Here is a 17,956-nt window from a genome sequence, read left to right as displayed (position 1 = left end):
CCGGCCTAGGCCGCGCTGGCCGCCCCCGTGACCCGGACCCGGCCGAGGAGTTCCGAGTACGTGGCGGGGTCGAACTCGCCCACCGCCGGGGCCCGTACCGTCGCCGCCGACAGGGCGGTCGCGCGGGCCAGGCGGTCCGGCCAGGACAGGTGCTCCACCAGGCCGGAGAGCAGGCCCGCCACCGCCGAGTCGCCGGCGCCCGTGGGGTTGCCGCGGACGGGGGCGGGCGGGGCGGCGCGCCAGTGGCCCTCCGGGGTGACGGCGAGCAGGCCGTCCGCGCCGAGGGAGGCGACCACCGCGTGGGCCCCGCGCCGGCGGGCGTCCTGGGTGGCGCGCAACGGCTCGTAGGAGCCGGTGAGTTCGGCGAGTTCCTCGGTGTTCGGCTTGATGACGTCCGGCCGGGCGGCGACCCCGCGGCGCAGCGGCTCCCCACTGGTGTCCAGCAGCACCGGCACACCGGCGGAGCGGGCCGCGCGGACCAGACCCGCGTACGCCCCCACCGGCACCCCCGGCGGCAGACTCCCGCACAGCGCCACCGCCGAGGCGCCCGGCAGCAGCTCCTGGTAGCGGCCGAGGAAGGCCGCCCACTCGGCCGGGGAGATCTGCGGGCCCGGCTCGTTCAGCTGGGTGGTGTCACCGGTGCGCTCGTCCACCACCGCGACGGTGCGCCGGGTCGCCCCGGAGACCGGCACCAGCGCGTCCGCCAGGGCGCCGGGCGCGTCCGCGCCTCCTCGCTCCCGCGGCACGGGGGCGACCGGCGTCTCGGCGAGCATCGAGCGCAGGACCGCGCCGGTGTGGCCGCCCGCGAAGCCGGTGACCGTCACCTCGTGGCCGAGCGCGGCCAGCACCCGGGCCACGTTCACGCCCTTGCCGCCGGGGCGTTCGGTGACCTCCGAGACGCGGTGGGAGGCGTGCGGCCGCAGCGACCGTACGCGGTAGGTGATGTCGAGAGCGGTGTTCAGTGTGACCGTGAGGATCACCCGGGCCGACCTCCCTCGAAGTCCCTGCGGTGTCTTGGGTGTCCGGGGCCTCGATCATGCCAAAGAGACGGCCACCGGCCCAGTGCGCGGACCGGTCGCCGTCTCCTCGACGGGGTTACGGATCAGGGCAGTTGGGGCGCTACCACCCATTCGCCCCGCCGCATGACGCCCTTCAGCGCGAAGTCCGCGTCCAGCAGCACCAGGTCCGCGTCCTTGCCGGGCTCCAGAGAGCCGATCCGGTCGTCCAGGCCGAGCAGGCGCGCCGGGTTGGCCGACAGCGCGGTCACCACGTCCTCCACCGGCAGCTTGTCGACGGTCACCGCGCGCCGGAACGCCCGGTCCAGGGTGAGCGTGGAACCCGCGATCGAGCCGCCCTCCACCAGCCGGGCCACGCCCTCGCTGACCTCGACCTCCAGCGGGCCGAGCAGATAGCGGCCGTCGGCGCTGCCGGCCGCGTCCATCGCGTCGGTGATGAACGCGACCCGGTCCGCGCCCGCGTGCCGGAACGCCAGTTCCAGCGCCGCCGGGTGCAGATGGACGCCGTCGTTGATCAGCTCGACGGTGACCCGCTCGTCCTGGAGCAGCGCGGCGATCGGGCCGGGCGCGCGGTGGCCCAGGGCGGGCATCGCGTTGAAGAGGTGGGTGGCGACGGTGGCGCCCGCGTCGATGGCCTCGGCCGTCTGCTCGTAGCTGGCGTCCGTGTGCCCGATCGCCGCGATCACCCCGTGCTCGGCGAGCAGCCGCACCGAGTCGATGCCGCCGGGCAGTTCGGTGGCGAGGGTGACCATCTTGGCGTGGCCGCGCGCCGCGTCGATCAGCTTGCGGACCTCGGCCGGGTCCGGGTCGCGCAGCAGCGACTCGGAGTGCGCGCCCTTGCGGCACGGCGAGATGAACGGGCCCTCGAAGTGGATGCCCGCGATCTCGCCCTGCTCGGCCAGCTCGCTCAGCAGCCCGGCCTGGCGGACCAGCAGGTCCATCTCGTCGGTGACGGTGGAGGCGACCAGCGTGGTGGTGCCGTGCAGCCGGTGGGTGCGGACGGCCGTCATGGCCTGCTCGGCCGTACCGGCGAAGGACGCGCCGCCGCCGCCGTGGTTGTGGAGGTCCACGAAGCCGGGGACCAGCCAGTGCCCGGTGACGTCGAGGACCTCGGCGTCGGCCGGTGCCGAGGCGGCGATGCGGGTGCCGTCGATGGCCAGCCGGCCGTTCTCCACGGTCCCGGTGGGCAGCACCACGCGCGCGCCGGTGAGCACCTGCGGCGTGGTCGTGGCGGAGCGCGCAGTTCCCCGCGCCCCTCTCGGGGCGCCGTCCGGGGCCGGAGTTTCCCGCTCGGTTGCCATCAGGTGCTTACCTCCGGAGTCGTAGGAGTGATCGAAAGCAGATCGCGGGCCAGCAGCCCCGCGCCCAGGCAGCCGGCGCTGTCGCCGAGGGCGGCGGGGACGAGGGCGGGTGCCTTCTGGAAGGTGATCCGGCGCCGGACGGCCTCCCGCAGCGGCCAGAACAACACTTCCCCCGCCTCGGCCAGCCCGCCACCGATGATCAGCGTGCGCGGGTCCAGCAGGGTGACGGCGGTGAGCAGGCCGTCGGCGAGCGCGTCCACCGCCTCCTGCCAGACCCGGACGGCGTTCGGGTCACCGGACGCGACGGCCCGCGCGCACGCCGCCGCGTCCGCGTCCGGGTCGCCGCAGGCCGCCGCCCAGGCCGCGCCGACGGCGGCGGCGGAGGCGTACCGCTCCAGGCAGCCGCGCTGCCCGCAGGGGCAGTCGGCGCCGCCGGGCCGTACGACGATGTGGCCGATCTCGCCCGCGAAGCCGTGCGCGCCGGACTCCACCCGCCCGCCGATGCCGATCGCGCCGGCGATCCCGGTGCCCAGCGCGAGGAACAGGAACCGGTCCGTGCCCCGGCCCGCGCCGATCCGGCCCTCGGCGAGGCCGCCGGTGCGCACGTCGTGGCCGAGGGCGACCGGCATCCCGAGCCGGTCGGCGAGCAGCGAGCGCAGGGGTACGTCGCGCCAGCCGAGGTTGGCGGAGTAGACGGCGGTGCCGTCCGTCTCGTCGACGATGCCGGGGACGGCGATCCCGGCCGCGCCGGCCGGTGCGCCGTAGCTCCCGACGCCGTGGGCGCGCAGCTCGGTGGCGAAGTCGAGGATGCCCGCCACGACCGCCTCGGGGCCGTGCTCCCGGCCGGTGGAGCGGCGGGCGCGGTGCAGCAGCGTGCCGTCGGCGCCGACGAGGGCGGCCTTGATCCCGGTACCGCCCACGTCCAGGGCGATGACATGTCTCACCACGAGGCTAGTGTGACCCTCCCACCCGCGAGAGGTCTAGTCCACTCACGTGGTGTAGACCTTATGTGTCCATATGTTGAACGGTCAGACGGCAGGGTTGGGGCTTTGAGGGTGCGTCGGGGTACGGCAGGAACGATCGCGGTGGTGTCCGCACTGGGCATGGCGGCGGTCCTCGGCGGCTGTGGGAGCACGGGGTCCTCGGACGTCACGCTCAGACTGGTGGCCGCCGACTACGGCGACTCGCGGGCCCACAGCTCCGAGAAGTACTGGGACGACCTGGTCAAGGACTACGAGTCCACGCACCCGGACGTGAAGGTCGAGGTCAGCGTCTACTCCTGGAACGACGTCGACCGCAAGGTCAAGGAGATGGTCGACGCCGGCCACGCCCCCGATCTGGCCCAGATCGGCGCCTACGCCGACTACGCCGCCGCCGGCAAGCTCTACCCGGCCTCCGAACTGCTCTCCATCCGCACCCAGGCCAACTTCCTCTCCCAGCTCTCCGACGCCGGCCAGTGGAAGTTCACGCAGTACGGCATCCCGTTCGCCGCCTCCACCCGCGTGCTCTTCTACAACAAGACCCTGTTCACCAAGGCCGGTATCACCCCGCCCACCACCTGGGCCGAGCTCGCCGCCGACGCCGCCGCGCTCAAGGACAAGGGCGTGAAGTACCCCTTCGCGCTGCCGCTCGGCCCGGAGGAGGCGCAGGCCGAGACCATGCAGTGGCTGCTCGCCGGCGGCAACGGCGGCAGCGGGTACACCGACGACATCGGCACCTACACCATCGACTCCGCCACCAACGTCTCCACCTTCACCTGGCTCAAGGACGACCTGGTCGGCAAGGGGCTCACCGGCCCGGTCGCCCCCGGCAAGCTCAACCGCGCGGACGCCTTCGCCGCCTTCGCCGACGGCCAGGTCGGCATGCTCAACGGGCACCCCACGCTGATCCAGCAGGCCGCCGCGAAGGGCGTGAAGTTCGGCACCGTGCCGATGCCGGGCCGCACCGGCAAGGCCAGGGCCTCCATGGGCGTCACCGACTGGATGATGGCCTTCAAGCAGAACGGGCACCGCGACGAGATCGGCGACTTTCTCGACTTCGTCTACTCCGACAAGAACGTCCTCGACTTCTCCCGCACCTACGGGCTGCTGCCGGTCACCAGCTCAGCCTCCAACGCCATGAGCGCGTCCAACGAGGCCACCGACAAGTCCCTGCGCCCCTTCCTGGAAGAGCTGCCCAGCACCGAGCTGTACCCGGTCGGCAAGACCTCCTGGGCGGCGGTCAGCGCGGCCGTGAAGCAGAACATCGGCCAGGCCGTCGCCCCGAACGGCAGCCCCAACGGCGTGCTGACCCGGCTCCAGTCGACGGCCACGGCGGCCGACAGCACCACCGCGGACTGAGCACGGCCGCCCCGCCGGCCGCTACGGTGGCCGGCATGGAACTGGGCAGCCGCGAAAAAGCCATCCTCGCGCTGGAGCGCCGGGCCTTTCCCGGGCCCGGCGCGAAGGAACGCGCCATCCGCGAGGAACTGGACCTGTCCCCGGTCCGCTACTACCAGCTGCTCAACGCCCTCCTGGACGACGAGCGCGCCCTCGCCCACGACCCGGTCACGGTCAACCGCCTGCGCCGGATCAGACAGGCCCGGCGGGCGGAGCGCTGATCCCGGCTGCGGCCCAGGCGTGAGCCCCGCCCGCGCCGGATACTGTCCCGGTATGGATCCTCTGCCCACCCCGCAGACCCAGTCCGGCCGCGACGGGCTCGCCGCGCTGCTCGCTCGGCCCCGCACCGCGCTGATCGGCCTGGACTTCGACGGCACCCTGGCCCCCATCGTCGCCGACCCCGAGCAGGCCCGCGCCCACCCCGACGCCGTACCCGCGCTGGCCGCCCTCGCCCCGAAGATCGCCTCCGTCGCCGTGATCACCGGCCGCCCGCCCGAGGTCGCCGTCCGCTACGGCGGCTTCGCCGGCGTGCCCGGCCTGGAGCACCTCACCGTCCTCGGCCACTACGGCGCCGAACGCTGGGACGCGGCCACCGGCACCGTCACCGCACCACCCCCGCACCCCGGCGTGGCCGCCGCCCGCGCCGAACTGCCCCGGCTGCTGGAGCGGGCCGGCGCCGCCGAGGGCACCTGGATCGAGGAGAAGGGCCGGGCGCTCGCCGTGCACACCCGGCGGGCCGCCGACCCGCAGGGCGCGTACCAGTCGCTGCGCGCCCCGCTCGCCGACCTCGCCGCCCGGCACGGACTGATCGTCGAGCCCGGCCGCCTGGTGCTGGAGCTGCGCCCGCCCGGCATGGACAAGGGCGTGGCCCTCCTCGACCACGCCCGTGCCGTCGGAGCCGGCTGCGTCGTCTACGCCGGCGACGACCTCGGCGACCTGCCCGCCTTCGACGCCGTCGACACCCTCCGCGCCGACGGCGTCCCCGGCCTGCTGGTGTGCAGCGGCAGCACGGAGGTCACCGAACTGGCGAAGCGGGCCGACCTGGTGGTGGACGGCCCGGAAGGCGTCGTAGGACTGCTGCGGGCGCTCGCCGCTCAGCTCGGCTGAGCGGTCAGGGCCTGGAGCTGGTCCAGGAACCAGCGGGCGGGCGGCAGCGCGGTCGCGGCGGCGGCCAGCCGCTTGGAGCGGGCCGCCCGCTCCTCCGCCGGCAGGGTCAGCGCCTCGTGCAGCGCCCGCGCCGTGCCCGTGATGTCGTACGGGTTCACCGTGAACGCGTCCTCGCCCAGCTCCTCGTGCGCCCCGGCCTCCCGCGAGAGCACCAGCGCGCAGCCCTCGTCGGAGACCACCGGGATCTCCTTGGCGACCAGGTTCATGCCGTCCCGGATCGGGTTCACCAGCGCCACGTCGGCCATCCGGTAGGCGGCCAGGGAGCGCGCGAAGTCGTCCTTCACGTGCAGCACCACCGGGGTCCAGCCCGGCGTGCCGTACCGCTCGTTGATCCGGTCCGCCACCCGCCGCACCTCGGCGGTGTAGTCGCGGTACACGGCGAGGTCCTGGCGGGAGGGGTAGGCGAACGCCACGTGGACGACCCGCTCCCGCCACTCCGGGTGGTCGGTGAGCAGCTGCTCGTACGCCAGCAGCCCGCGCACGATGTTCTTGGACAGCTCGGTGCGGTCCACCCGGACGATCGTCCGCCGGCCCTCGCCGATCTCCTCGCGCAGCGCCGCCATCCGCTCGGCCACGTCCGCCCGGTGCGCCCGCTCGCGCAGGAAGTCCCCGTCGGCTCCCAGCCCGTGCACCCCGATGTCCGTGCCGGAGGGGATGCCGGGGCCCAGCACCTGGTGGCAGCAGGCGGTGAAGGCGTCCGCCCAGCGCCGGGTGAGGAACCCGGCCCGGTCCGCGCCCAGGATGCCGCCGAGCAGCTCGGCCGCGATGTCGTCGGGCAGCAGCCGGAAGTAGTCCGGCGGGGCCCACGGGGTGTGCGAGAAGTGGCCGATGCGCAGGTCGGGCCGCAGCCGGCGGAGCATCCGGGGCGCCAGCGCCAGGTGGTAGTCCTGGATCAGCACCGCCGCGCCCTCGCCCGCCTCCTCGGCCAGCGCCTCGGCGAACGCCTGGTTGTAGGCCTGGTACGAGGCCCACTGGCGGCGGAAGTCCGCGTCGAACACCGGCTCCAGGGGTGTCTGGTACAGCAGGTGGTGGACGAACCAGAGCACCGAGTTGGCGATGCCGTTGTACGCCTCGGCGTGCACGGACGCGTCGATGTCGAGCATCCGCACCCGCTGCCCGCCGGTCTCCTCGGCCGGCAGCAGCCCGCCGTCGGCGCGCCGCACCGCCGCCCGGTCGCCGTCGCCCAGCGCGGCGCACACCCATACCGAGTCCGCGTCCGGCCCGATGGCGGACAGTCCCGAGACCAGCCCGCCGCCGCCCCGCCGGGCGTCGAGCGAGCCGTCCTCGCGTACCTGATAGGAGACCGGGCCGCGGTTGGAGGCGACCAGTACCGAAGCTTTGCCGACAGCAGTGCGCGTGGAAGCCATACGCCTCAACCTAGCCCGGCCCGTAAACCCTCAAACGTGCGATCCACCTGCGAAGCAGCCCGGATACGGACCGTTCACGCCACCTTCCGCTCCGCGTACTCCGCGACCTCCACCATGGGCGGGCGCTCCTCGGTGTCCACCGAGTAGGTGCGCGGCTCGAAGCCGTCCTCGCCCCGCTCGAACTGGGTCAGCGCGGGCCGCACCAGATGACCCCGGGCCAGCCGCAGCTGGGCCGTGCGGTAGATCGCGGCGGCCATCCGGCCGAGGGCCTGGCCGTCCTGGTGGCGGTGCTTGCGCACCCCCACGTCGACCTGGGCCAGCGCGTCCAGGCCGACCAGGTGCAGCGCGTCCACCAGCATGCCCAGCTCCACGCCGTAGCCCACCGGGAACGGCAGCTGCTCCAGCAGCGAGCGGCGGGCCGCGTACTCGCCGCCCAGCGGCTGCACGAAACCGGCCAGCTGCGGCCAGTGCATGTTCAGCAGCGGCCGGGCCATCAGCTCGGTGACCCGCCCGCCCTGCCCGGCGGAGCCCGCGAGCGGACGGTCGTACATCGCCTTGACCAGGTCCACGTCCGGGTCGGTGAGCAGCGGCCCGACGATGCCGAGCACGAAGTCGGAGGAGAACTCCCGCAGGTCCGCGTCGACGAAGCAGACGATGTCCCCGCCGGTCACCAGCAGCGAGCGCCACAGCACCTCGCCCTTGCCGGGGACGGCCGGGATGCGGGGCAGGATCTCGTCGCGGTGGACGACCCGGGCGCCGGCCCGCGCGGCGACCTCGGAGGTGCGGTCGGTGGAGCCGGAGTCGACGACCACGATCTCGTCGACGAGCGGGATCTGCTCCACGAGGTCGTGGCGGATGACGGTGACGATGTCGCCGACCGTCTCCTCCTCGTTGAGGGCGGGCAGTACGACGCTGATCGTCTGGCCCGTGCGCTGCTTGGCGGCCAGCACCCGGTGCGGCGGGCGGTCGGCCACGGACCAGGACCGGCGGCTCAGCCAGCGCTCGACTTCTTCCAGCACGGTCGGCGGCTCCTCACTGTCACGACCACACGTCACCGTGTGATGCATCTCGCGGTTCGGACGACTATCTCAACTGTCCTGGCCTTCGGTTACAGTCTTGAACAACGCCGATGACCATCGCATGTCGGGTGGTCAAGCGGCGTTGACAACCACATACAGCTCATCCAGAGGGGCAGAGGGACACGGCCCGATGAAGCCCCGGCAACCCTCCAGCCGATTCTCGTCTTCTCAAGCGAGGCTCCCGGCTAGGGAAGGTGCCAAATCCGTCTCACGGCGAGGTGCGTCGTGAGGAAGATGAGGAGAAAGGGCCTCGCCTCACATGGCTGTGCAGACAGTTGCAACCCCCAGCGACTCCACCGTGGACCTCGGTCCCGCAGCGGCCCTCAGCTGTCGCGAATGCGGCCACCGGGTACCCCTCGGACCGGTCTTCGCCTGCGAGGAGTGCTTCGGCCCGCTGGAGATCGCCTACGACTTCTCCGCCTACGACACCGAGGAACTGCGCCGCCGCATCGAGGCCGGCCCCGCCAGCATCTGGCGCTACGCCCCGCTGCTGCCGGTCCCGGCCGACGTCGCGGAGAAGCCCAATCTCAACCCCGGCTGGACCAAGCTCGTCAAGGCCGACAACCTCGCCCGCGAACTGGGCGTGACCGGCGGCCTGTACGTCAAGGACGACTCCGGCAACCCGACCCACTCCTTCAAGGACCGGGTCGTCGCCCAGGCCCTGGAGGCCGCCCGCGCCTTCGGCTTCACCACGCTGTCCTGCTCCTCCACCGGCAACCTCGCCGGTGCCGTCGGCGCCGCCGCCGCCCGGGCCGGCTTCCGCTCCTGCGTGTTCATCCCGCACGACCTGGAGCAGGGCAAGGTCGTCATGGCCGCGGTCTACGGCGGTGAACTCGTCGGCATCGAGGGCAACTACGACGACGTGAACCGCTTCTGCTCCGAGCTGATCGGCGACCCGGCCGGCGAGGGCTGGGGCTTCGTCAACGTCAACCTGCGGCCGTACTACGCCGAGGGCTCCAAGACGCTGGCGTACGAGATCTGCGAGCAGCTCGGCTGGCGGCTGCCCGACCAGATCGTGATCCCGATCGCCTCCGGCTCCCAGCTCACGAAGATCGACAAGGGGCTCCAGGAGCTGATCAAGCTCGGTCTGGTCGAGGACCGGCCGTACAAGATCTTCGGCGCCCAGGCCGAGGGCTGCTCCCCGGTCTCCACCGCCTTCAAGGCCGGCCACGACGTCGTACGGCCGCAGAAGCCGGACACCATCGCCAAGTCCCTGGCGATCGGCAACCCGGCCGACGGCCCCTACGTGCTGGACGTGGCCCGGCGCACCGGCGGTGCCGTGGAGGATGTCACGGACCCGGAGATCGTCGACGCCATCCGGCTGCTGGCGCGCACCGAGGGCATCTTCGCGGAGACCGCGGGCGGCGTGACCGTCGGCGTGACCCGCAAGCTGCTCCAGGCGGGCGTGCTGGACCCGGCGAAGACCACGGTCGTCCTCAACACCGGCGACGGCCTGAAGACCCTGGACGCGGTGGCCGGGACCGGCCTGTCCGCCACCATCCGCCCGACCCTGGACTCCTTCCGAGAGGCTGGCCTCGCATGAGCGTGACCGTTCGCATCCCCACCATCCTGCGCACCTACACCGGCGGCCGGGCCGAGGTCCCGGCCGAGGGCGGCACGCTCGGCGAGGTCATCGCGGACCTGGAGAAGAACCACACCGGGATCGCCGCCCGCGTCCTGGACGACCAGGGCAAGCTGCGCCGGTTCGTCAACGTGTACGTCAACGACGACGACGTGCGCTTCGAGCAGGGCCTGGACACGGCGACCCCCGACGGCGCCGGGGTCTCGATCATCCCCGCGGTCGCCGGCGGCTGATCCCTTACCGACGGTAAGGGCGGTCACTCACCGTCCACTCGATTGCCCCCTCCGTGAGAGAAACGGAGGGGGCAATTCTGCGTGATTGAACGCGGTAGAGTTGGGGAACACGGCCGCGGCCGGGTGGTCGCGAGCCTTGGAATCATGCCGCGCGCCCGATGAGAAACAGCCAAGTTGTGCGGGTTCCGCGTGGCTTTTGTGGCTTTTATGGGGCCCGACTTGCCCTGAAGTCGGGTGAATTCTCGCCATATTCCGGACCTCTGACGTCCAGAATTCTCGTCCGATTGACCTGTTGCAGACGGCAGTTGGACAGATACATTCGGCCGCGGTCGACGCGTTCCGGCGCACGCCCCCGACCAGTTGGGGGGTGAGGTCTGACCCGGATCCGCGAAGTGTGGATCTGTGCAAGGGCCAGTAATAGGGGAGTTAGGCATGGCTCAGGGCACCGTCAAGTGGTTCAACGCGGAGAAGGGGTACGGCTTCATCGCGGTCGACGGTGGTGCGGACGTCTTCGTCCACTACAGCGCGATTCAGATGGACGGCTACCGCACCCTGGAAGAGGGCCAGCGGGTCGAGTTCGAGATCTCGCAGGGCCAGAAGGGTCCGCAGGCCGACATGGTTCGCGTCACCGCCTGAATGTTTCGTGTGAAGGGCCCGCACCTCGCAGAGGGTGCGGGCCCTTCGCCGTGCCCGCCGCCGGTCCCGGTTCCGGCGTTCGCGGGCGGCTGACGGGCACTCCCCACCCGGCCGGGCGCTTGCACTCGACCATGCCGAGTGCTAATCATTGCGTTAGCACTCTGAAGGTGAGAGTGACAGTGAAGGACCGGGTCGGTGAGGCCCGCGGGCCGGGTGGGGCAAGGAACCACGAGGCCGGCGAGCCGTCCGTCGCGGGCGCGGGCGCGGTCCGAAGGAATCACCCCCAGTCCTGGAGGGACCACTTCACATGGCCAAGATCATCGCGTTCGACGAGGAGGCGCGGCGCGGCCTCGAGCGCGGCATGAACCAGCTCGCGGACGCCGTGAAGGTGACGCTCGGCCCCAAGGGCCGCAACGTCGTCCTCGAGAAGAAGTGGGGCGCGCCCACGATCACCAACGATGGTGTCTCCATCGCCAAGGAGATCGAGCTCGAGGACCCGTACGAGAAGATCGGCGCCGAGCTGGTCAAGGAAGTCGCCAAGAAGACGGACGACGTCGCCGGTGACGGTACGACCACCGCGACCGTGCTCGCCCAGGCCCTGGTCAAGGAGGGTCTGCGCAACGTCGCCGCCGGTGCCAACCCGATGGCTCTGAAGCGCGGTATCGAGAAGGCCGTCGAGGCCGTCTCCGCCGCCCTGCTGGAGCAGGCGAAGGACGTCGAGACCAAGGAGCAGATCGCCTCCACCGCGTCCATCTCCGCCGCCGACACCCAGATCGGCGAGCTCATCGCCGAGGCCATGGACAAGGTCGGCAAGGAAGGCGTCATCACCGTCGAGGAGTCCAACACCTTCGGTCTGGAGCTGGAGCTCACCGAGGGTATGCGCTTCGACAAGGGCTACATCTCCGCCTACTTCGCGACCGACATGGAGCGCATGGAGGCGGTGCTCGAGGACCCGTACATCCTCATCGCCAACTCCAAGATCTCCGCGGTGAAGGACCTGCTCCCGCTGCTGGAGAAGGTCATGCAGTCGGGCAAGCCGCTGCTGATCATCGCCGAGGACGTCGAGGGCGAGGCCCTGTCGACCCTGGTCGTCAACAAGATCCGCGGCACCTTCAAGTCCGTCGCCGTCAAGGCCCCGGGCTTCGGCGACCGCCGCAAGGCCATGCTCGGCGACATCGCCATCCTCACGGGCGGCGAGGTCATCTCCGAGGAGGTCGGCCTCAAGCTGGAGAACGCGACCCTGGACCTCCTGGGCCGCGCCCGCAAGGTCGTCATCACCAAGGACGAGACCACCATCGTCGACGGTGCCGGCTCCTCCGAGCAGGTCAACGGCCGGGTCAACCAGATCCGCGCCGAGATCGAGAACAGCGACTCCGACTACGACCGCGAGAAGCTCCAGGAGCGCCTGGCGAAGCTCGCGGGCGGCGTGGCCGTCATCAAGGCCGGTGCCGCCACCGAGGTGGAGCTCAAGGAGCGCAAGCACCGCATCGAGGACGCCGTCCGCAACGCGAAGGCCGCCGTCGAGGAGGGCATCGTCGCCGGTGGTGGCGTGGCCCTGCTGCAGGCCTCCCAGGTCTTCGAGAAGCTGGAGCTGGAGGGTGACGAGGCGACCGGCGCCAACGCCGTGCGCATCGCCCTGGAGGCCCCGCTGAAGCAGATCGCCGTGAACGCCGGCCTCGAGGGCGGTGTCGTGGTGGAGAAGGTGCGCAACCTGACCCCGGGCCACGGCCTGAACGCCGCGACCGGCGAGTACGTCGACCTGGTCGGCGAGGGCATCATCGACCCGGCGAAGGGAGTGTCGTGCTTCCGTGAGGTGAGTCAAGGGCGCTTGCGCGTCGGCTTCGCCGATGGGCCTGCGGCCCACCCTTGACACACCTCACTCCAGCACGGGGAAGAAGCGAGCGGGCGGCCAGGGGAAAGTGGCCGGCTGGACTTGGTTGGCCCCTACCGTCGGCTGCGTTCGCATCGTGGGTCGGGGATGCGCGCTCGCGCCTCGCCAGCACGCCGGGCGGGCTTAGCGGCTTCCGGCCCGGTGGGGGTTGCGCGCTCGCGTCTGGCCTGCACGCCGGGTGGGTTCGGCGGCTTGCGGCCCGGTGGGTGGGTGGGTTGTTTTGGAATGCTTGTCCATAACTAGCCCCCTTGGCTCCCTGCCCGAAGGGTCCCCACCGGGCCGCAGGCCGCCAAGCCGCCCCGGCGTGCTGGTGGGGCGCGACCGCGTACCCGCCGCCGGGCCGCAGGCCGCTTAATCGGCCCGGCGTGCTGGCGAGGCGCGGGTGCGTCCCCTCGGCGACGGCGCCTGGTCGGCTCGCCGAGGGCCCGGTGCCGGGCTGGGCCACTGCTCTTTCGGGCCGCTCGCTCGCTTCTGCCTCGTGCTGGAGCGGGCCGGGTCAAGGGTGGGCCGCAGGCCCATCGGCGAAGCCGACGCGGAACGCGCCCTTGACGCGGCCCGTGGAAGCACGACACTGACCAAGAAGCGAGCGGCCCAACGGTCACTGAAAAGCTCCGCGCACGCGCGGAAGGCCGCCCACCGAGGCAGGACGGCCTTCCGGAAACGAGGAGTCGCTCAGGGCTTGACGCGCAGCGCGGTGAACCGCGGCCAGGCCGCCTTGTCCGCCTCGTTGCGCACCGCCAGGGACACGCCTCCGCTGGTACGGGCCGGGTCGAGTGCCTTCGTCGCGCGGGCCACCAGCGCGTGCCCGCCGTCCACGGTGACGCGGACGCCGCCGGGGGAGACCTCCAGGTCCAGCCGGTGTGCCGCCGCCGGGGTGAGTTTGCCGGTCGTGACGCGTGCGGTGCCGTCGGCCGGCCGCTCGGTCACCCGTACTCCCGTCTCCGAGACGGTGACCGTGACGGGCACCAGGCTGCCGTGCCCGACCTCCACCGACGCGCTGGTCCTGGTCCCGCGCAGCCCGGCGACGGTGGCGCTCACCCGGTAGGTGTTCCAGTCCGCCGTACCCATCGGCAGGTGCACGGCCGACACGTACGTGCCCTTCGCCACCCCCTTGCCGGTCAGCGCCGCCAGCCCGGTGCCCGACGGGCTGCCCGGGAACCGCCACTGCTCGGGGTTGCGCAGCGGCTCGGGGACCTCGGCGGGCGAGCGGGAGACCCACTCGTTCAGCTGTTTCACGAAGGTGTCGGTGGACGTCGTCCGCATCACCTCCAGGCGCTCCACCAGCCGGGCGGCGGCCGCGCGGGGCCCGGCCGGCAGGGGGCGCGGGGAGACGTTGGTCAGCGACGCGGTGAACCGCTCCCGCAGCAGCCGTTCCAGCGCGGAGGTGTTGCGGGCGGCGAGGTTGGTCGGCGCGGCCGTCTCCGAGAACGGGTAGGCGAACAGCTGGGGCGCCGGCAGGTGGTGGTCGGAGAACGCCCGCAGCGACGTGTCCAGGTCGGTGCGCACCCGGGTGCGGTACTCGTTCTCGGTCTCCAGCCGTTTCTCCTTCGCCAGCCAGAGCCGGTTGGCGAGCACCGACCCCTGGTGTCCGGCGGCGTCGATCGCGGCCCGCTCGTGGCTGAGGTGCGTGTGGTCCTGGAAGTCCCAGCGCCCGGAGGATTTCATCCGGTCGATCTCGGCCCAGGACAGGTAGTACGGGCGGTGGGTGCCGACGGCGCCGGTGATCAGGAAGGACGCCGCGCGCATCTTGTGCTTGGCGAGGACCTGGTCGGCGTACGTCCACAGGCCCCGGGTGCCGTCGTCGAAGGTGAGGTAGACGGTGTGCGGCGCGGGTGTCGTGCCCGTGGTCAGGTAACGGGTGAACTCCTTGGTGGTCAGCGAGCGGTAGCCCGCCGCCTCCAGCTTGGCGAGCTGGGTGTCCAGCTGCTGCGGGGTGAGGGTGTAGTCGTTGGTGGGCTCGGGGTTGATGTCGTGGTAGGCGAGCACGATCGGTGCGCTCGCGCCGGTCTTGACGATCTCCCCGGGCAGCGCGTCCGGCTCGACGGGGGGCGCGGCGGCCTGCGTGGACACCGCGCGCCGGGCGCTGTCGTAGCTCCACGCGCCGAGGAACGGCGTCACCACCACGACGGCGGCGAGGGCGCCGAGCGCACCGCGTACCGCGGGTCCGCGCAGTCGGCGGCCCACCCGGGGGCCGGCGGCGGGCGTACGGGGGCCGCCGTGCCGGCTCATCGGGAGCCTCCCCGGGTGAGGACGACGTAGTAGAGGGCGAGCACGGCGGCGGCGGAGAGTACGGCGACGGTCAGCCGGAACAGGTGGCCGATGCCCTTGCGGACCCGGCCTCGCCGGGGCGGGTGCGGTGTTGACGGGGTTGCGGTGATGCTCATGCGGGAGTCCTCGTCCAGATTCCACGGCGGAGGGTGAGAGCGGCGTACGGCAGCAGCCACGCCAGGACACAGCAGGACAGCAGGCTCATCAGGGGCCGGTAGCGCCAGCGCCTGTCGCCCGGGTTGTCGAACCGGAACGCCAGACCCCAGATGCTGCCCTTGAGCAGCATCCCGGCCACGTAGAGCGCGGTGAGCCCGGCCGCCCAGTGCAGCGGGGCCCACACCAGGTGCAGGAAGACCAGGGCGGGGGCGGCCAGCACCCACAGGGCGTGGCCGTAGTAGAGCAGGGCCGGGACCGGCCCCCGGCGCCACATGAAGCCGCCGGTGAAGAACAGGTTGCGGATGAAGCTCTTCTTCCAGCGGACCTGCTGGTGGATGAAGGGGCGCCAGTGGGCGGGCACGTTGGTCCACACCCGGGCGGACTTGGTGTAGCCCACCAGCCAGCGCCGCTCGGGGTGGTCCTGTCCGGCGATGAACGGCGAGCCGGCGTGCCGTTGTTTGAGGGCGCGTCCGCGCCAGGCCTGGCCGAGCACGTACCCGGTCAGCTGCCGGTCGGTGGCGAACCGGAACGGGGCGCCCGCGAACCGGTCCTCCGCCCAGGCGGGCAGGTAGTTGTAGACGGCCTCGCGCCGGAACGCGGCCAGCGGACCGGAGACGCAGGTGACCGCCCCGTACGCCGCCTCGGCCGCCTTGGAGATCCGGAACTGCCCCTCGTACCAGACGTCCTGGACGCGGGTCAGCGTGCTCTGGTGCGGGTTCAGGGCGCGGCAGTGCCCGCTGACCGCGCCCAGGTCGGGATGGCGGACCATGGCCCGTACGCACTGCCGGATCGCGTCCGGGGCGAGGACGCAGTCGGAGTCGGTGAACATCAGGATGTCGCCGTCGGCCAGCGCGCAGGCGCGCACCAGGGCGGCCTTCTTGCCGATGTTGCGGTCCAGCCGGATGACGGTGATGCCGAGTTCGTCCGCGAGGCCGTCGAGGACCGCGCCGGTGCCGTCCCCGGAGCCGTCGTCGACGACGATGATCTGGAGGTCGGGGTAGTCGGAGGCGGCCATGGAGCGGACGCAGGCCTCGACGTTGCCGACCTCGTCCTTGACCGCGAGCAGAAAGCTGACCCTGGGCCGTTCCGGCAGGGCGGGGAACGTCTCGTGGTCCGGTGCCCGGCGGCGCAGGGTGCGCACCGCCGGGTCGTCGTACTGGGTGTAGGCGAGGTAGAGCAGGCCGGCGGTGCCGGTCAGCACGGCCAGGCCGTAGCAGGTGACCAGGCTGGGCTCGTACGGCAGCCGGACCGAGCGCCGGGCGATCAGCAGCAGCAGCGGCACCAGTGCGATCAGGCCGAGCAGCCGTACGAGGGAGGCCCGTTCGCGCGGGTCCATCGTCTCCAGGGCCCCGCCCAGGCGGGCCCGCAGCCGGCGGCGGAGGGGGGAACCGGCCGCGGCGGACGCCGTAGGCAGGGTGTCGAGTACGGCGCTCACCGGACCGCGGCGGGGGTAGCGGGCCGGATGCGGTGCCGGGTGTCCAGCACCCGCGGCACCGCGTCCAGCCAGCCGAGGTCGGTGCCGGGGTGCACGGTGTGCACGATCACCAGGTCCCAGACCTCCTCGTGCGGGTCCGCCACGGACCGCAGCTCCCGCCCCTCCACGGTCAGGCGCGGCACGTGGCAGTCGCTGTAGTGGGCGTCGGCGCCCTGCTCGGCGAGCAGGGCGAGCAGCCGCAGCGCCGGGCTCTCCCGCATGTCGGACACGCCCGGCTTGTAGGCGGCGCCGAGGACCAGGACGCGGGCGCCGTCGAGCGGGCGGCCGTCGGCGCGCAGCCGGTCGGCGGCCTGCGCGGCGATCTGCGCGGGGCGTTCGCGCAGGGCGGTCATGGCGCTGCTCAGCACCGGGGCGGACGGTCCGCCGGGCGGCAGCTGGTGCAGCAGGTAGTACGGGTCGCAGGGGATGCAGTGGCCGCCGGCTCCGGGGCCCGGGTAGAACGGCATGAAGCCGTACGGCTTGGTGGCGGCGGCGTCGATGACCTGAACGGGCGCGAGGCCGAGGTGCGCGCAGGCCTCCGACAGTTCGTTGGCGAGGGCGATGTTGACCGCGCGGAAGATGTTCTCCCAGAGCTTGGCCATCTCGGCGGTCTCCGGGTCGGGCACCTGGTGGATGCGCGAGGCGGTGGCCCGCAGCACGAAGGCGGCGGCCCGGGAGCTGACCGGTCCGGCGCCGCCGACGATCCGCGGGGTGGTCTCCGGGGTGTGGCGTTCGTTGCCCGGGTCGATGCGCTCGGGGGCGAAGGCGACGAGGACGTCCTGCTCGGCCGCCAGGCCGCGGGCGGCGAGCGGGGCCAGCAGCAGGTCCCGGGTGGTGCCGACGTGGCTGGTGGAGGTCAGCACGATCAGCTGGCCCGGTACGGCCCGCTCGACCACGGTGGCGCAGGCGGCGCTCAGGGCGCGCAGGTCGGGCCGGTAGTCCTCGGTGACCGGGGTCGGCACGCAGACGATCACGGCGTCCGCGCGGGGCAGGGTGTCGACGTCCGTGGTGAGCAGGAAGTCACCGGTGTTCTGGGTGCAGGCCAGGGCGGCGTGCTGGGCCGGGAGCAGGTCCACGTTGCCGGAGCGGATGTCCGCCAGCCGCTGTTCGCTGATGTCGACGCCGAGCACGGTGGCGCCGGCGTCCAGCAGGCCGAGGGCGGTGGGCAGGCCGACGTAGCCGAGACCGACGACCGCGACGGTCAGTCCTTGCAGGGGGGTGGGGGTGTTCTCGCCGGCCGCGTCGAGGCGGTCGGTCCACCGCGTGACTCCGGGGCCGGCGACGGGCGCCCAGGTCACTCCGCTGCTCGCGTTGTGTTGCGTAATAGTCACGCTGTGTTATTTAAGGCTCGTAGGCCGATCTTTCGAGCGGCGCGACAGGGGAGCGCGGGCAATTCACCCGGTTGCCG

General features: G+C 72.4%; 15 protein-coding genes, 1 pseudogene and 1 riboswitch. Of the genes and pseudogenes, 7 read left to right on the top strand and 9 right to left on the bottom strand.

Annotated features, from left to right (window positions below; translation table 11 throughout):
- Positions 1-5 precede the first annotated feature (5 nt).
- The 3 genes from IH25_RS0120400 to IH25_RS0120390 form a co-directional block, all read right to left on the bottom strand.
- Positions 6-980 carry a 1-phosphofructokinase family hexose kinase gene (locus IH25_RS0120400; protein WP_030612198.1) on the bottom strand — a complete coding sequence of 325 codons (975 nt, stop codon included), beginning with the start codon at positions 978-980 and terminating at the stop codon, positions 6-8.
- A 122-nt stretch (positions 981-1,102) separates the two neighbouring features.
- Positions 1,103-2,230, bottom strand: coding sequence for an N-acetylglucosamine-6-phosphate deacetylase (gene nagA / locus IH25_RS0120395; protein ID WP_030612195.1), 1,128 nt, complete (start codon positions 2,228-2,230; stop codon positions 1,103-1,105).
- An 86-nt stretch (positions 2,231-2,316) separates the two neighbouring features.
- Complete coding sequence (locus IH25_RS0120390) at positions 2,317-3,261, bottom strand: ROK family protein (protein WP_030612192.1); 945 nt, start codon at positions 3,259-3,261, stop codon at positions 2,317-2,319.
- A 159-nt stretch (positions 3,262-3,420) separates the two neighbouring features.
- On the opposite strand from IH25_RS0120390, the gene IH25_RS0120385 reads away from it, so the two are divergent.
- The 3 genes from IH25_RS0120385 to otsB are packed head-to-tail and all read left to right on the top strand — an operon-like array spanning position 3,421 to position 5,802.
- Positions 3,421-4,656 carry an ABC transporter substrate-binding protein gene (locus IH25_RS0120385; RefSeq protein ID WP_457852775.1) on the top strand — a complete coding sequence of 412 codons (1,236 nt, stop codon included), beginning with the start codon at positions 3,421-3,423 and terminating at the stop codon, positions 4,654-4,656.
- 35 nt (positions 4,657-4,691) lie between these two features.
- Positions 4,692-4,916, top strand: a complete 225-nt coding sequence (locus IH25_RS0120380) for a DUF3263 domain-containing protein (RefSeq protein WP_030612188.1) — start codon at positions 4,692-4,694, stop codon at positions 4,914-4,916.
- 52 nt (positions 4,917-4,968) lie between these two features.
- On the top strand, positions 4,969-5,802 hold the full coding sequence (gene otsB / locus IH25_RS0120375; RefSeq protein ID WP_030612185.1) for a trehalose-phosphatase: 834 nt from the start codon (positions 4,969-4,971) through the stop codon (positions 5,800-5,802).
- Here otsB and IH25_RS0120370 read toward each other — a convergent pair.
- Complete coding sequence (locus IH25_RS0120370) at positions 5,790-7,229, bottom strand: alpha,alpha-trehalose-phosphate synthase (UDP-forming) (protein WP_030612182.1); 1,440 nt, start codon at positions 7,227-7,229, stop codon at positions 5,790-5,792. The two genes, otsB and IH25_RS0120370, sit on opposite strands and share 13 nt — an antisense overlap.
- 74 nt (positions 7,230-7,303) lie before the next feature.
- Positions 7,304-8,248 (bottom strand): glucosyl-3-phosphoglycerate synthase, encoded by a 945-nt coding sequence (locus tag IH25_RS0120365; protein WP_030612179.1) that lies wholly within the window; start codon positions 8,246-8,248, stop codon positions 7,304-7,306.
- 157 nt (positions 8,249-8,405) lie between these two features.
- A riboswitch (SAM riboswitch) is annotated at positions 8,406-8,549 on the top strand.
- An 18-nt stretch (positions 8,550-8,567) separates the two neighbouring features.
- Here IH25_RS0120365 and thrC point away from each other — a divergent pair.
- From thrC to groL, 4 genes and pseudogenes are all read left to right on the top strand, one after another.
- The gene (thrC, locus tag IH25_RS0120360; protein ID WP_030612177.1) at positions 8,568-9,851 is read left to right on the top strand and encodes a threonine synthase; all 1,284 of its coding nucleotides are present in this window, start codon (positions 8,568-8,570) and stop codon (positions 9,849-9,851) included.
- On the top strand, positions 9,848-10,123 hold the full coding sequence (locus tag IH25_RS0120355) for a MoaD/ThiS family protein (RefSeq protein WP_030612174.1): 276 nt from the start codon (positions 9,848-9,850) through the stop codon (positions 10,121-10,123). Before thrC ends, IH25_RS0120355 begins: the two co-directional genes overlap by 4 nt.
- A 432-nt stretch (positions 10,124-10,555) precedes the next feature.
- Positions 10,556-10,759 (top strand): cold-shock protein, encoded by a 204-nt coding sequence (locus IH25_RS0120350; RefSeq protein ID WP_004986573.1) that lies wholly within the window; start codon positions 10,556-10,558, stop codon positions 10,757-10,759.
- A gap of 307 nt (positions 10,760-11,066) precedes the next feature.
- Positions 11,067-12,551 (top strand): annotated as a pseudogene (groL, locus tag IH25_RS0120345) (chaperonin GroEL); the annotation flags it as partial.
- Positions 12,552-13,322: 771 nt separating this feature from the next.
- On the opposite strand, the gene IH25_RS0120340 reads toward groL, so the two are convergent.
- From IH25_RS0120340 to IH25_RS0120330, 4 genes are read right to left on the bottom strand one after another with little or no spacing between them, the layout of a single operon-like run.
- A complete protein-coding gene (locus IH25_RS0120340; RefSeq protein WP_037655310.1) occupies positions 13,323-14,879 on the bottom strand; it encodes a polysaccharide deacetylase family protein in 1,557 nt (518 codons plus the stop codon).
- Positions 14,876-15,034 (bottom strand): hypothetical protein, encoded by a 159-nt coding sequence (locus IH25_RS41255; RefSeq protein WP_157846994.1) that lies wholly within the window; start codon positions 15,032-15,034, stop codon positions 14,876-14,878. The genes IH25_RS0120340 and IH25_RS41255 overlap by 4 nt, the downstream gene beginning before the upstream one ends.
- Positions 15,031-16,509, bottom strand: a complete 1,479-nt coding sequence (locus IH25_RS0120335) for a glycosyltransferase family 2 protein (RefSeq protein WP_051754059.1) — start codon at positions 16,507-16,509, stop codon at positions 15,031-15,033. The genes IH25_RS41255 and IH25_RS0120335 overlap by 4 nt, the downstream gene beginning before the upstream one ends.
- Positions 16,506-17,879 (bottom strand): nucleotide sugar dehydrogenase, encoded by a 1,374-nt coding sequence (locus tag IH25_RS0120330; protein WP_245172841.1) that lies wholly within the window; start codon positions 17,877-17,879, stop codon positions 16,506-16,508. The genes IH25_RS0120335 and IH25_RS0120330 overlap by 4 nt, the downstream gene beginning before the upstream one ends.
- Between the last annotated feature and the right edge of the window lie 77 nt (positions 17,880-17,956).

It is taken from the genome of Streptomyces achromogenes subsp. achromogenes (assembly GCF_000720835.1).
Classification (GTDB): Bacteria; Actinomycetota; Actinomycetes; order Streptomycetales; family Streptomycetaceae; genus Streptomyces; species Streptomyces achromogenes.
The sequence above is the reverse complement of the archived record's forward strand: the minus strand, read 5'-3'. Positions and strand labels throughout refer to the sequence as shown.

Excerpts from the sequence above, each read along its gene's own strand:
- IH25_RS0120380 (WP_030612188.1), top strand. The coding sequence starts at position 4,692 with ATGGAACTGGGCAGCCGCGAAAAAGCCATCCTCGCGCTGGAGCGCCGG.
- otsB (WP_030612185.1), top strand. The coding sequence starts at position 4,969 with ATGGATCCTCTGCCCACCCCGCAGACCCAGTCCGGCCGCGACGGGCTC.
- IH25_RS41255 (WP_157846994.1), bottom strand. The coding sequence starts at position 15,034 with ATGAGCATCACCGCAACCCCGTCAACACCGCACCCGCCCCGGCGAGGC.
- IH25_RS0120350 (WP_004986573.1), top strand. The coding sequence starts at position 10,556 with ATGGCTCAGGGCACCGTCAAGTGGTTCAACGCGGAGAAGGGGTACGGC.
- IH25_RS0120385 (WP_457852775.1), top strand. The coding sequence starts at position 3,421 with ATGGCGGCGGTCCTCGGCGGCTGTGGGAGCACGGGGTCCTCGGACGTC.
- IH25_RS0120340 (WP_037655310.1), bottom strand. The coding sequence starts at position 14,879 with ATGAGCCGGCACGGCGGCCCCCGTACGCCCGCCGCCGGCCCCCGGGTG.
- IH25_RS0120370 (WP_030612182.1), bottom strand. The coding sequence starts at position 7,229 with ATGGCTTCCACGCGCACTGCTGTCGGCAAAGCTTCGGTACTGGTCGCC.
- IH25_RS0120355 (WP_030612174.1), top strand. The coding sequence starts at position 9,848 with ATGAGCGTGACCGTTCGCATCCCCACCATCCTGCGCACCTACACCGGC.
- thrC (WP_030612177.1), top strand. The coding sequence starts at position 8,568 with ATGGCTGTGCAGACAGTTGCAACCCCCAGCGACTCCACCGTGGACCTC.